Here is a 12446-nt window from a genome sequence, read left to right as displayed (position 1 = left end):
ACCGGAGGACGCTGAGATGGTCGAGATCGCGCACCGCGTTGGTATCAAGGCACCCGTCGCACAGGTCTACCAGGCCCTGGCCACCCCGCAGGGCGTTGCCGCCTGGTGGACCGAGGAAACCACCGGCGACCAGCACCCGGGCGGCACGCTGCACCTGCGCTTCACCGCCCATGGCGAAGAACGCGGCGTTATGCAGATGAAGCTGCTGGACCTGCAGCCCGACGCTCTGGTGCTGTGGGAAGTGCTGGCCGGCCCGCCGGAATGGATCGGCACCCACATCCGTTTCGCCCTGCGCCAGGAAGGTGAGTACAGCATCGTGCTGTTCACCCACGAAGGCTGGAGCGAACGCGCCGAATTCACCCGGCACTGCAGCACCAAGTGGGCCATGTTCCTGGTGAGCCTGAAATCCCTGCTGGAAACCGGCACCGGCCAACCCAGCCCACGCGACATCAAGATTGACGAGTGGAACTGACCCGCCGCATGGATGCAGACAAGGTTTTCAAAGCCCTGGCCGACCCCACGCGCCGCACCCTGTTGGACAGGCTGTGTGCGCAGAACGGCCAGACCCTGGGCCAATTGTGCGACCACCTGCAGATGACCCGGCAGTCGGCCACCCAACATCTGGGCCTGCTGGAAGACGCCAACCTGATCAGCACCGTGCGCCGTGGCCGGGAAAAACTGCACTTCATCAACCCGGTGCCGCTGCATGACGTCTACGAACGCTGGGTACGCAAATTCGAGCAGCAGCGGCTGACCCTGCTGCATGACCTGAAACGCGAACTGGAAGGAGAATGACCATGCCCACCGAGGCCACCCGCTTCATCCACGTGATATACATCGCGTCCACACCGCAGAAGGTGTTCGATGCCATCACCCGGCCGGAAGTCGCACGCACCTACTGGGGTCACGAAAACGTATCGGACTGGCAGCCCGGTTCGCGCTGGCAGCATGTGCGCGCCAACGATGCACGCACGATCGAACTGGTCGGTGAGGTGGTGGAAAGCACCCCACCCTCGCGCCTGGTCATCACCTGGGCGGCGGCATCGCAGGCAGATAATCCTGCCAGCTACAGCCGGGTGACGTTCGATATCGTGCCCTATGAAGACATGGTGCGGCTGACCGTTACCCACGACGACCTGGTGCCCGGCAGCGGCATGGATACCGGCATCCGCCAGGGCTGGCCGATCGTGCTGTCCAGCCTGAAATCGCTGCTGGAAACCGGCACCGGCCTGGATGTGTTTGCCAAGCCGAAGGGGTGACCCTACGCCGCTACGCCCCCACCACGGATCCCGCCACCCGGCACACCAGCATCGTGGCGGCCAGCGCCCCGGCGAAGGCGAACAGCCAGCTCATCTCGGCGTTCAGAAGGCGCTCGCCCGCCTCATCCAGCAGACCCGCATCGCGCCGCCGCACCTGCCGGTAAAGCAACAACATGCACCCCGCCATCAGCACCAGCAGCGGCAGCCACGCAAACAACAGCACGTTCAGTTGCCCCGCAAACCCGGGGGTTTCACTGAAGCGGCTGACCCAGCCCCTGAAGGCGCGTTGGTTATCCAGTGGCAGGAACAGGAACGCGATCAGCGCCATGCCCAGCAGGTACAGCGCAACATGGCGCAGCCGTAGCGACCACGGCCAACGCACATCCGTGTACGGGGATGCCACGTTGGCACCCAGTTGAAATGAACCAGGCCTGCGCCCGGCTTTCACCTCGCCCACGTAATGCCAGATACCGCGCTGCATGCCCCGATGCAGCACCGGCAGCAGCACCAGGGCGCAGAACCCCACCAGCACCGTGTTCAGTGCCAGCGCGCCACCGTCCTGCCGGTCGCCGAACAGGATGGCCAGGCCGAACCAGGCGGCGAAGAACACGGTCATGCCGGCCAGGCACAGCACGGCCGCGACCAGCAGGCGTCGCCCTGGCCTCGCGGTCATCCATGCATGCAACCCTGTGCTGTTCTGCTGATCCGTCATGGCGAGCTCCTGTGCCGGGCGTAGGTCGATGGTAGCAACGGACTGCCGCTGGCATGGATCCAGATCCACAGCGGCGTATGCTTGGCCGAACACGCTGCGGCATTCACTGGACAGGGAGCCTTGCTGTGCATTCGCTTATTCGCAGCGCTGCGCTGATCAGCCTCGTTCTGGCTGCCCAGGCATGTGCCGATGCCCCGGCAATCGAAGACGCAGCCCCGCACGACACACGGACTGGACCTGCGCCCAACGCGAACGTCCGCGCCCTGCAGGACCAAGCGGCCACCCTGTCCGACGCAGCCGTTGACGAAGCCGCTGCGCAAGGCGCAGTGCCGGCCAGGATTTCCGGTGGCTACGCCCCCCTGCCACATGGCCCTGCGATGACGGCCGACACCTTGGTCGCGACCATTGCGCGCATGGCCAGTACCTTTCAGTCTCGAGAGGACATGGTTCCGCACCGGGTATCGCAGCTGGCAGCACTCGGCATGGCACCCGACAGTCTCGGTGAGCGCACGGGCATCCAGGGCCCTATCGGTCATGCCCGCTACGAATTTGCCGTGTGGAAGCGCTACGAGCGTCATCCTGGCCACAGCATTGAGCTGACGGTCCGGCCCTCAGACGCTTGCGAGATTTCGTTCACGTCATTGCATGACCCGTTGGTCGCAGCAGGGTTCGCCATCTCCACCAACGCAGTGGGCTTCAAGCCGATGGTCTACTTCGATCGACCCGTCAACGATGGGCTGCGTCTGCTTGTCATCCTGAGCACGGACAGCCATTCCCAGCCCCGATGCGTTTCGCGTGTCCGGCTGGAAATGGAACCGGGCGACGGCTGACCGGCGCCCGCACAGCCGCGTCCAGTAAGCATCAACACCGCGTGCACAGCCAGCATGCGTCCCCAGCAGTACCCTGCGCACCTACCAACCGCCAGGGGGCGCAGGGTGAACGCATCGATCCAGCGGGTGAACCTGCAACGGCTGATCCTTGCGCTTGCCGCGCTCTCGGCCCTGGTGATGCTGGGCAATGCGGTCTGGGCCAGCTACCAGGTGCAGCGCCAGCAGCTGCTTGAAAAGAGCCTGGAGGCCAACCGGGTCTACGCGCACTCGCTGGCGCAGTCCACCCAGCACTTCGTGCTGAACGCGCAACAGCAGCTGGCGGTGGGCGCCGAACGCCTCAGCCGCAACGCCGCCCAGCCCGCGGCGCACGACGACGAGGTGGAACGGGTGAAACTGCAGACCGATGCCTTCAACAGCGTCATCTCAGTCAATGCCCAGGGCGTGGTGGTGGGTACCTCGCCGGCCCTGCCCGAGCTGCAGGGCAAGGCCCTCACCAGCGCGGCCAACCGGCAGGCGCTGCAGCAGCGGGTGCCGATGGTCAGCGATCCGTTCGTTGCCCACACCGGCAACCTGGTCGTCACCCTGTCCCACCCTGTCTTCAACGCCGACGGCGACTACGCCGGTTACATCACCGCCTCCATCCACCTGCGCGACCCCAACGTGCTGCACAGCCTGCTCGGCACCCATCCCTACGACGATGGTTCGTACCTGTACGTGGTCAGCCGCGATGGCACCGTGCTCTACCACCCCGAACCCGACCGCGTCGGCCAGCCCGCCACCCGCAATGCCGCCGTGGATGCACTGGGCCAGGGCCGCGCCGGCGCCTTGCACTCGCGCAACCGCCACGGCGTGCCGATGCTGGCCGGCTTCGCGCCGGTGCCCGCGGCCGGCTGGGGCATCGTCGCCCAGCGTCCAACCGACGCTGCCGTGGCCCCCATGGGCAGCCTGATGGCCACGGTGCTGCGCAATGCCGCGCCGCTGGGGCTGCTGACCCTGCTGCTGATCTGGCTGTGCTCGCGGCGCATCGCCTCGCCGTTGCAGGAACTGGCCCGGCACGCACAGGACCACGATATCGGCGCCGCCATCACCCAGGTCAAGGCGGTCAATTCCTGGTACCACGAGGCCGCCCAGCTCAAGCAGGCGGTGCTGGTCAGCTTCCGCAACCTCAACGAGCGTATCGGGCTGCTGGACAAGGCCGCCCTCACCGATCCGCTCACCCAGCTGCTCAACCGGCGCGGGCTCGAACGCGCACTCAGCGCACTGAATGCCTCCGGCGTGCCATTCGGGGTCGTCACCCTGGACGTGGACCACTTCAAGGACGTCAACGACCAGCACGGCCACGACACCGGCGACCAGGTGCTGGCCGGCATCGCCCAGTGCATGCGTGCCAACGCGCGCCCGCAGGACGTGCTGTGCCGTCTGGGCGGTGAGGAGTTCCTCGCCCTGCTGCCCGAGGTCAGCGCAGAGACCGCGCTGCAGGTGGCCGAGCGCCTGCGCAGCGTGGTCGAGACGCACGCCTTCCCCACGGTCGGGCACGTGACCGTCTCAGCCGGCGTCAGCCATTTCCCCGAAACCCAGCCCGATGCCGACCTGGTCATCCGCCAGGCCGACAAGGCGCTGTACCGCGCCAAGCACGGCGGGCGCAACCGCGCCGTGCTCTACCGGCGTCGCAGCCAGCGGCGCGAAAACCCCTCTTGACGCGATGCTTGCCGTTTCTGCACAACCGCACCGCCCCACACCTGCAACCCTGTCATCACCGCCGTGCCGCCTGCACGGCACTGCTTCGGCTCTATGGCGCCCCTGTTCAACCGGAACACGCACATGGCCCCTACCCGCACCGAAGAACGCATGTCGACGCTGGGCAGCCTGGACGTCCTGGACGACGCCGCGGGCGCCTCGCTCGATCGCCTCACCGACCTGGCGGCGCGCACCTTCCGCGCGCCGGTGGCCTTCGTCTCGCTCATTGAAGAAGACCGCCAGCGCCTGATCTCGCGCCAGGGTTTGGACGTGGCCGAATCACATATCCGCGATTCCATCTGCGCCCACACCATCGGCGCCACCGCCGGCCTGGTCATCAACGACCTGCGCGTGGATCCGCGTTTTTCCAGCCTGCCCTTGGTGGCCGGGCCGCCGCATCTGCGCTTCTATGCCGGTACGCCGCTGGTGGCCGCCAACGGTGTGCCCATCGGTGCGCTGTGCGTGATGGACAGCGTGCCCCGGCAATTCTCCGCCGATGACCGCCGCCAGCTGCAGACGCTGGGCATGGCCGTAATGAACGAGCTGGAACTGCGTACCCTCAGCGGCCGGCGCGATCCGGTCAGCGGCCTGCCCAACCGCCACCAGTTCGCCATCGATTACACCGCGCGCGCGGTGCGTACGCCGGGCCAGCCGTGCTTCGCGGTGATGATCGACATTCTGGATCTGCCGCGTGCCCACGAGGCCGGCCAGGTGCTGGGCATGGTGCCGCTGGAAGCACTGATCCGCCGCGCGGGCGTGCGCCTCAACCTGGCCCTCGACGGCGTTGCCCAGGTCTACCATGTGGGCGCCACCCGCTTCGCGTTCGTGGTGGAACTGCCCGCGCGCGAGGCCATCGAACGCCTGGTACACCTGCTGCACGACGATCTCATCCGCCCGTTGATGGCCGCCTCGGTACCGCTGGCACCGCAGTTCCATGCCGGCCTGTGCGAGGTCACGTTAAGCCATGACAGTGCCGACGACGTGCTGCGCAAGATGATGATCGCGCTCGGCTCGGCCCTTGCCAGCCAGGTCACCTGCTGCTGGTACTCGCCCAGCCGCGATGAACGCCTGCAGCGCAGCTACCGGCTGGCCACCGACGGCCAGCGGGCACTGCAGCAGGACCAGTTCCACCTGGTCTACCAGCCGCGCTTCCGCGCCGAAGATCTTGCCCCGGTCGCGGCCGAAGTGCTGTTGCGCTGGAACCACCCGCAGCTGGGCGCGGTCAGCCCGGCCGAGTTCATTCCCGTGTTCGAGCGCACCACGCTGATGGATGGCGTTACCGCCTGGGTGCTGGAACACGCCTTCAGCCAGCTGGCGCAATGGCGGCGCGACGGCCTCACCCTCACCCTGTCCATCAACCTGTCCGCGCGCGATGTGTCCCGCAAGGGCATGGCCGATGCCTTCATTTCCGCGCTGCTGTGCAAGGGGCTGTCCTGCACCGATGTGGAAATCGAGATCACCGAAGGCGAATGGCTGCGTGCCGATTCGCTGCCCGGCGAGCAACTGCAGCAGCTGGCCGCGGCCGGCGTGCGCGTGGCCATCGATGATTTCGGCAGTGGCTACAGCAACTTCGGTTACCTCACCGAACTGCCCATCCACACCATCAAGCTGGACAAGTCGATGATCGACGACCTGGCCACCGATAGGCGCGCCCAGTTGAAGGTGCAGGCGGTCATCAGCCTGGCCCACGGCCTGGGTTACAGCACCGTGGGCGAAGGCGCCGAGACCCTGGAACAGGTCGCCCTGCTGCAGGCCTACGGCTGCGATGAGATCCAGGGCTTCGCCCTGTCCCGCCCGATCAGCGCGGCCGAGCTGGCCCAGCGACTGGAAGCCGCGCCCTACGCCCAGACTTGACGGCCGCCGGGCCCATGCCCAGCAGCAGCTGAATGGGTGCGTCGGCCTTCATCTGGCGCGCACACATCCGGACATTCCGGCGCGGCATTATTACGGCGCATCAGCAGCGCCCCTTCCACCGGATTTCCCTTGCAGCCGCATTCCCCTTCGGCCGGTCAACCGGCCCCGTTGTCGCACGACTTTTTCGAATTCCTGGCCGTACGTGCAGGTGAACAGTGGTTTGCCGTGGACGTGCAGGCCGCTGTCGAAATCCGTGGTCCTGAAACCTACGACCGCGCAGGCCGCGAAGCGCGCCCCACCCTCACCGTGCGCGACGAAGCACTGACGGTGGTCGACCTGCCCCGGCTCAGCGGGCTGTCTGCGTTCGGGGACGCCTGCCCGGCGATGCTGCTGGTGCAGGCAAGCGCAGCGGTGCTGGCCTTGGCCGTGGACGAAGTGGGCGAGATCGAAAGCGTGCCGCGCGAGCGAGTGCGGCCGGTCAATCCACTGGGGTTTGTGTTCTGCAGGCAGAGCGTTGCCATGCCCGAACGCGGCGAGATTCCGCTGATCGACCCGCTGTTATTGATCGCCACGTGACCGCGCCGCCGGGCATGGCCCGGCGCTACCCCACCCCACCCGCGACGCCCTATCCCGCCCGCGACGCGCTCCGGTAGCGCCGGGCCATGCCCGGCGAGCGCAGCGGTCCATGACGCATTCGGCACGCCAAACGGGCCGGACGCGCCACATCGCGTCATGCGTTCTGTCTACCGCGACCTCGCATGGAATGCCTCATACAACTACTCCTAAGCGGAAAACGTCGCGCATCTCCGGGCTTTCCGCGCTGATGGCGCCATCGCATGTCGCGCGAACCCCGCTCGTCGAAAGGGCGAGCGCGCTCGTGTCGCATGTGCCACTGATCGTGCATGCGACAATCGTTCCCGCTCTCTCGATGCATCTTCACGTTTCGTATTTTTCTGATTGAAGCGAGCGTGCACGCGTAAACAACATGGCGTGCCACCGACAACGGGTGGCCGGGTCTGCAAACCCGTCTTGACGTAAGTGTCTGTTGTTTACGCTTGCCCGTCGGCACCGTCCTTAACCGGTGCCGGCGGGCAATCCGTCGGCCGTCTATGGCGGGCGGTGCGTGGGGATCTTCGGGTCCACCGGGTCAATGACACTACATCAACCGGGTTTGCAGCCACGTACCGTCCGCCACCCCGCCCAGCGCGGGTGGCGCTGCTGTGTCTCTGCCACGGAAGCCGACGCCATGACCGCACCGAACGCCCTGCCCTTCAGCCCCCCCGCTGATTCCACCAACGACGACGAAAACCCCTCGCCCGACCTCAGCACTCTGCTCGGCTGCCTCGACCGCATCCGCTCGGGCGAAGGCGCCGACGGCCAACCCTGGCCCGAAACCCACCTGCCGCTTGGCCGCCGCATGGCACTGGCCCGCATCGACCGCGCCGCCACCGGCCTGCTCACCGTAGCCGAAGTACTGCACGCCGCAGACCGCTGCCGCGCCGTCGCCACACCCGACCGGCACCTGAGCGAAGGCGTGGTCGACGGCCTGTTCCTGGCCTGCCGCAGCCTGGCCGAACTGGTCTGCCAGGACATCCGGCCGCGCGGATGATCAGGGTCGTCATCCGTTTCCAGATCGCCAAGCGCCAGCTCACCGATTATCAAGACGCCTATCAACAGCTGGTCGAAATGCTGCAGCGCTTTCCCGGTAGCAATACCTGGTACTGCGCCGTCAACGCGCCCGGCCAAGTGCCGCTGCGCATGGACGATGTGCCCGCCGTGCTGCACCGCCTGCGTGTACGCGCCGAACTGGACGGTACGCGCGCGTTCGGCGCATCGCTGTTGAACCATGCAACCGGCAAACGCCAGCCCGGGCTGATCAACATCGACTACAACCCGTGCTTCGGCAGCATGACCGTCGTCGTCCACCGCCCCGCCGACGTGCAGCCCAACCCCACCCGTTGGGTGGCAGGCATCATGCTGGCGGTACTGGAAAGCGAGCTGGGCACCCGCTACGCGTTCGCCGACGTGTACGACCGATTGAAGGGAACATTCCGGAACTACCACGATGCCTGCGCAAGCTACCCGGGCCGGCACTGCGTGGGGTGGATGGCCTATGTGCGCGGCGCCGTGAGCGCGGCGGAGTTGCCACAGGCCGCGTTGATTCTGCCCGCACCGGACGGATCGATCGTAGTGTCGGTGGATGCGGCGTTCAACCTGGCCGACAAGACCCACGTGAGAACGGCGAACGTGCTGGAAATGCGGATGTATGAGTTGGGGTTGCTGCCGGTGTTCTAGCTGGGCGTGACGGCACGTCTACCGAGACTGCAGAAAGGCAGGGTTACTTGCACGCCGCGACCTGCCTTCCCTGCCACACGGCTGAGGCAGGCGGGAGCGTTTCTGTCGATGCCCCTGTCGAACTCTGCGCGCCGTCGAGATGGGTTACACGCAGCCCACTGCCCTCCCGCTGCACAGCGATCGACTCGGTGTTCGCATGCATCAGCACCAAAGAATCGCCCCGTGGCTTGATCTTCATGACCTCAGGGGCGGTCGCTTCGCCCTCGTATCGCTGCACCACGGCATAGCCACCATCCGCACCGCCAACGAACGAAATCTCCAGGCCGAGTAGGTCGCCGGATTCGGGGTGCATGCAGACGTTTGAGTAGGTGGGTGCATGCTCCGGGGCGCCAGCGCCCGTTGCAATGCCAGGTAAAACCGCCAGCGCCAGCACCAGAATGCATGGAATCTTTGAGCCGATCATCTGCGGGTCTCCATTCCTCAAGGCGCGAACGTGGTGGGCAGCTGGGAGTACACGAGATTGCAGCGTTAGACGGTCGCTAGCGCGCCGTCCAGCCCCCATCCATCGGCAGTGCCGTACCCGTAATCTGAGCCGCAGCGTCCGAGGCCAGGAACACCACCATGTCCCCCAGCTGCTCTGGCGTCACGAACTGCAGCGAAGGCTGCTTCTCGGCCAGCAGCTCACGGGCAGCGCACTCCTGATCGGTCCCTTCCCGCTCCGCCAGCGCCGTGATCTGCTGCTCCACCAGCGCCGTGCGCACCCAGCCTGGGCAAATGGCGTTGGCGGTGATGCCGGTGCCCGCGTTCTCCAGCGCCGTTACCTTGGTAAACCCGACCACGCCATGCTTGGCCGCAACATAGGCCGACTTGTTCACCGATCCCACCAGCCCGTGCACCGACGCAATGTTGATGACGCGGCCCGATCCCTGCTGCTTCATGTGCGGCAAGGCCGCAGCGGTTGCATGGAACACCGCGGATAGATTCAGCGCCAGGATCGCGTCCCACTTCGCTATGGGGAAGTCCTCGATCGACGCCGTGTGCTGGACGCCGGCGTTGTTCACCAGGATGTCGATGCGGCCCATCGTTGCCACGGCATGGGCGATCATTTCCCGCACCGCGTCGCCGCGGGAAAGGTCGGCGCCATCGTGAGCCACTCGCACCCCAAACTCGTTCGCCAGGCTGGAGCGGATGCGTTCGATCTCCGTCGCATCGCCGAAGCCATTCAGCACGATGTCGGCCCCCTGCCGTGCCAACGCGGTGGCAATGCCAAGACCGATACCGCTGGTGGAGCCGGTGACTACCGCGACCTTTCCGGTGAACATGGGCGAGATTCCTCGGGACGGAGGCACAGTGTAGATCCACGCTCTGCCTGGATGCTCTTTCAGATGCAGCAATCTCCCTGTGACCCTGCTCGCGAACCCAGCCCACCAAGGCAACCAGCTCGCCGTTGTCGCAAGACGCATTTGACCCGCCCGCGCATATTGGGGATAACCACGATCCCGCAAGCAGAGTCTCTATGGAGGAAGCCATGCCTCCGCCCGACCAATCGGCTCCAGCCGAACTCCAGAAACGCTCAAGAAATATCCGGATCATAATGAGCAACTGCAGCAAGCTCTCAACTCAGGAAGGAAACGACCAATCAGGCCCCCAGCCTTGTCAACTGAGGCGATGAGTTTCAGAAAAAGTAGAATAACCTACAGTTAGGATCGATGACCGCGAGCCGAATAATCCCAACTAATTTTGTGCGGCTGGTGCAAAACGAACCTTGGAGAAGCAAAGATGTTCTTCCACTCATGCACTTCGGTTACGAGCCGAGGCTAAATATGACTCGCCCGATGCCCTTTTCTAAGAAATTGAGAATTACAGTAGGAGCCGGGGCACTTCCCGGGACAGCGATTGCTGCGCTTGGTGACTTCTTCTCTCCTAAAGGCGGATGGATCTTGCCGCTGGCACTTGGAATCCTGTGCAGCGTGTTGCTTATTGCTCTCTTGCTGATTGGCACCGAAGTCCCCAAGAAGCTTTCAAGCGACGACGAAGCACTGGACGGCTGGTGGGACGGACCACGCCACAAGCAAGTGGGAATCTGGACGCTCTTCGCCATGGCGTTTGCCGGCCTGACCGTTGGCGCGTTCTCCTATGCAAAATCAGATAAAGGTGGCGTCCTCGGATCGAAAATTGAGATCGTCGGCGATGCGCAAAGACTAACCGGATTGATTGAGAAGGGCGTAGAGCAGCAAGGGCGCATTGTCGATGCAACAGAGGGGATTCAAAAGACGGCAAAACGGGAGACCAGTGAGAACCCTAGAAAAGAGCTAGCAAATCTTGGCCAGCCTTGGAACACGGACGGATTCCACAAGGCGATTCTCCGAGATGATCGACAGTCGATTGATCTCTACCTGGCAGGGGGCATGACTGCACCCTCCTACGATGGATTTGTTCTTTCGGTGATAAAAGATCGCCACTATGCCGCACTTGATATTTTTGAGAACTATGACCTGAAAGCCTCGCCGAAATCGTGCAGATTGGCACTTCACTTTCATGACATCTTTGCCGTCAATCCAGATGACAACAACGCCACCAACAGTTCCGGCCGTCTCAGAAAGGGGGGAGCGAAGATTGATGATCAAGCAGCTCGAGCCTTCAAAGCACTTTGCGGCTCGTACCAGGGCCTCGTCGCATCAGTGTTGGAGGATGGCAACTGCAAGGCAAGTAAGAGCTACTCAGCGGCCGAGTACCGGTTCTGCACAGCCTTAAAGAAGAGGTTGAACTGACGGTTCTAGCCGGGAACCGCGCGGCGTAGTGTCAACCGGAGGGTCGTGCTCGCCATGAGCGACATGCCGCGCATCCCAGAGGAAAGCGCCTCATCAGGCGGGGCACTAGTTCCACTGACCGCCCACAAGAGTCCATGCGAACGGCAGCGTGGCCGTTGCCTCCAATCAGATGTCGCCGTGCAAGCCTTCTGCAGTTAATGGTTGGTGAGCGTGGACCTGGTGGCCGAAGGCTTCGACCTGGCCATCCGCCTGGGCGAGCTGCCGGACAGCGGGCTGGCGGGGCGGAAGCTGGAAGACGCCCCTCTGCTGCTCGTGGCTTCGCCGGACTACCTGCAGCGCCGCGGCACCGCGCAGACGCTGGACGACCTGAAGCAGCACCTGTGCCCGCCGGTTGCGATGCCGCGGACCGGGCGGTTGGCGCCGTGGGTGTTCCGGGATGGCGAGCGGGATGTGGATTGGGTGCCGCGGTCGTCAATTGAGACTTCTGACGATGTGCTTGGTGTAGTGTCGCTGGCCGAACAGGGAATCGGCATCTGCCAGAGCTATGAGTTCATCGTGCGCGAGCGGTTGCTACGTGGGCAGCTGGTGGAAGTGCTGCCGCAGCTGCGCGGGCGGTCGAGGCCTTTCTCGGTGATCTATGCGCCGCATCGGCGGCAGTCGGCGGCGGCGCGCGCGATGATTGAGTTGCTGGAGGGGAATGCTGCGGTGGTTGGGGATGGCGTTAGTTGAAGCTGGGACGCTCGCCGGCGGTGACGTGTTTGAACCGCTTTTCGGGTCGCGCAGCTGATTGGGCGCCGCTGCCACCCAGTGCGGCGTAAGAACTGTTGCAAAGAAGGCCGTCGCGCTATTCGCTTGGGGCGTAGGTGAGCTCGTCATTCGGAATCGCAATCAACAGAGCAGCTGCGCGAATGCGTCTGGCGGCGTCGCTTGCTGCACGAAGGGTGCGTGCAACAATAGTTCTTTGCTCTCGAATTCTACTTCTTATTCG

At 64.7% G+C, this 12446-nt stretch carries 13 protein-coding genes and 1 pseudogene; 11 read left to right on the top strand and 3 right to left on the bottom strand.

Features of this window, described 5'->3' with window-relative positions; translation table 11 throughout:
* The first annotated feature begins 16 nt into the window (after positions 1–16).
* The 3 genes from AC06FA_RS17895 to AC06FA_RS17885 are packed head-to-tail and all read left to right on the top strand — an operon-like array spanning position 17 to position 1259.
* On the top strand, positions 17–472 hold the full coding sequence (locus AC06FA_RS17895; protein WP_478069459.1) for an SRPBCC family protein: 456 nt from the start codon (positions 17–19) through the stop codon (positions 470–472).
* Positions 473–480: 8 nt separating this feature from the next.
* Positions 481–795, top strand: a complete 315-nt coding sequence (locus AC06FA_RS17890) for an ArsR/SmtB family transcription factor (RefSeq protein ID WP_108754783.1) — start codon at positions 481–483, stop codon at positions 793–795.
* A gap of 2 nt (positions 796–797) precedes the next feature.
* Positions 798–1259 (top strand): SRPBCC family protein, encoded by a 462-nt coding sequence (locus AC06FA_RS17885; RefSeq protein WP_478069482.1) that lies wholly within the window; start codon positions 798–800, stop codon positions 1257–1259.
* A gap of 10 nt (positions 1260–1269) precedes the next feature.
* On the opposite strand, the gene AC06FA_RS17880 is transcribed toward AC06FA_RS17885, so the two are convergent.
* Complete coding sequence (locus tag AC06FA_RS17880; protein ID WP_478069458.1) at positions 1270–1932, bottom strand: hypothetical protein; 663 nt, start codon at positions 1930–1932, stop codon at positions 1270–1272.
* A gap of 164 nt (positions 1933–2096) precedes the next feature.
* Here AC06FA_RS17880 and AC06FA_RS17875 point away from each other — a divergent pair, with 164 nt between their 5' ends.
* The 6 genes from AC06FA_RS17875 (at position 2097) to AC06FA_RS17850 (ending at position 8687) form a co-directional block, all read left to right on the top strand.
* Positions 2097–2801, top strand: a complete 705-nt coding sequence (locus tag AC06FA_RS17875) for a hypothetical protein (RefSeq protein WP_478069457.1) — start codon at positions 2097–2099, stop codon at positions 2799–2801.
* A 105-nt stretch (positions 2802–2906) separates the two neighbouring features.
* On the top strand, positions 2907–4499 hold the full coding sequence (locus tag AC06FA_RS17870) for a diguanylate cyclase (RefSeq protein WP_478069456.1): 1593 nt from the start codon (positions 2907–2909) through the stop codon (positions 4497–4499).
* A gap of 123 nt (positions 4500–4622) precedes the next feature.
* A complete protein-coding gene (locus AC06FA_RS17865) occupies positions 4623–6392 on the top strand; it encodes a putative bifunctional diguanylate cyclase/phosphodiesterase (RefSeq protein WP_478069455.1) in 1770 nt (589 codons plus the stop codon).
* Positions 6393–6521: 129 nt separating this feature from the next.
* Positions 6522–6968, top strand: coding sequence for a chemotaxis protein CheW (locus AC06FA_RS17860; protein ID WP_478069454.1), 447 nt, complete (start codon positions 6522–6524; stop codon positions 6966–6968).
* Between the two features lie 670 nt (positions 6969–7638).
* Entirely contained in the window at positions 7639–8001 is a 363-nt protein-coding gene (locus AC06FA_RS17855) for a hypothetical protein (RefSeq protein ID WP_478069453.1), read from the top strand.
* On the top strand, positions 7998–8687 hold the full coding sequence (locus AC06FA_RS17850; RefSeq protein ID WP_478069452.1) for a hypothetical protein: 690 nt from the start codon (positions 7998–8000) through the stop codon (positions 8685–8687). Before AC06FA_RS17855 ends, AC06FA_RS17850 begins: the two co-directional genes overlap by 4 nt.
* A 43-nt stretch (positions 8688–8730) precedes the next feature.
* Here the strand turns inward: AC06FA_RS17850 and AC06FA_RS17845 are convergent, their stop codons facing one another.
* Positions 8731–9150, bottom strand: a complete 420-nt coding sequence (locus tag AC06FA_RS17845) for a hypothetical protein (RefSeq protein WP_478069451.1) — start codon at positions 9148–9150, stop codon at positions 8731–8733.
* 76 nt (positions 9151–9226) lie between these two features.
* The gene (locus AC06FA_RS17840; RefSeq protein WP_478069450.1) at positions 9227–10009 is read right to left on the bottom strand and encodes a 3-hydroxybutyrate dehydrogenase; all 783 of its coding nucleotides are present in this window, start codon (positions 10007–10009) and stop codon (positions 9227–9229) included.
* A 501-nt stretch (positions 10010–10510) separates the two neighbouring features.
* On the opposite strand from AC06FA_RS17840, the gene AC06FA_RS17835 reads away from it, so the two are divergent.
* Together AC06FA_RS17835 and AC06FA_RS17830 are read left to right on the top strand one after the other, a co-directional pair.
* On the top strand, positions 10511–11458 hold the full coding sequence (locus AC06FA_RS17835; protein ID WP_478069449.1) for a hypothetical protein: 948 nt from the start codon (positions 10511–10513) through the stop codon (positions 11456–11458).
* Between the two features lie 207 nt (positions 11459–11665).
* Positions 11666–12187, top strand: a pseudogene (locus tag AC06FA_RS17830) (substrate binding domain-containing protein); the annotation flags it as partial.
* Positions 12188–12446: the final 259 nt, after the last annotated feature.

This window comes from Stenotrophomonas sp. Steno-C17, assembly GCF_056393165.1.
This window is presented reverse-complemented; position numbering and strand designations above follow the sequence as displayed.

Excerpts from the sequence above, each read along its gene's own strand:
- AC06FA_RS17885 (WP_478069482.1), top strand. The coding sequence starts at position 798 with ATGCCCACCGAGGCCACCCGCTTCATCCACGTGATATACATCGCGTCC.
- AC06FA_RS17890 (WP_108754783.1), top strand. The coding sequence starts at position 481 with ATGGATGCAGACAAGGTTTTCAAAGCCCTGGCCGACCCCACGCGCCGC.
- AC06FA_RS17845 (WP_478069451.1), bottom strand. The coding sequence starts at position 9,150 with ATGATCGGCTCAAAGATTCCATGCATTCTGGTGCTGGCGCTGGCGGTT.
- AC06FA_RS17895 (WP_478069459.1), top strand. The coding sequence starts at position 17 with ATGGTCGAGATCGCGCACCGCGTTGGTATCAAGGCACCCGTCGCACAG.
- AC06FA_RS17880 (WP_478069458.1), bottom strand. The coding sequence starts at position 1,932 with ATGACCGCGAGGCCAGGGCGACGCCTGCTGGTCGCGGCCGTGCTGTGC.
- AC06FA_RS17865 (WP_478069455.1), top strand. The coding sequence starts at position 4,623 with ATGGCCCCTACCCGCACCGAAGAACGCATGTCGACGCTGGGCAGCCTG.
- AC06FA_RS17850 (WP_478069452.1), top strand. The coding sequence starts at position 7,998 with ATGATCAGGGTCGTCATCCGTTTCCAGATCGCCAAGCGCCAGCTCACC.
- AC06FA_RS17835 (WP_478069449.1), top strand. The coding sequence starts at position 10,511 with ATGACTCGCCCGATGCCCTTTTCTAAGAAATTGAGAATTACAGTAGGA.
- AC06FA_RS17855 (WP_478069453.1), top strand. The coding sequence starts at position 7,639 with ATGACCGCACCGAACGCCCTGCCCTTCAGCCCCCCCGCTGATTCCACC.
- AC06FA_RS17840 (WP_478069450.1), bottom strand. The coding sequence starts at position 10,009 with ATGTTCACCGGAAAGGTCGCGGTAGTCACCGGCTCCACCAGCGGTATC.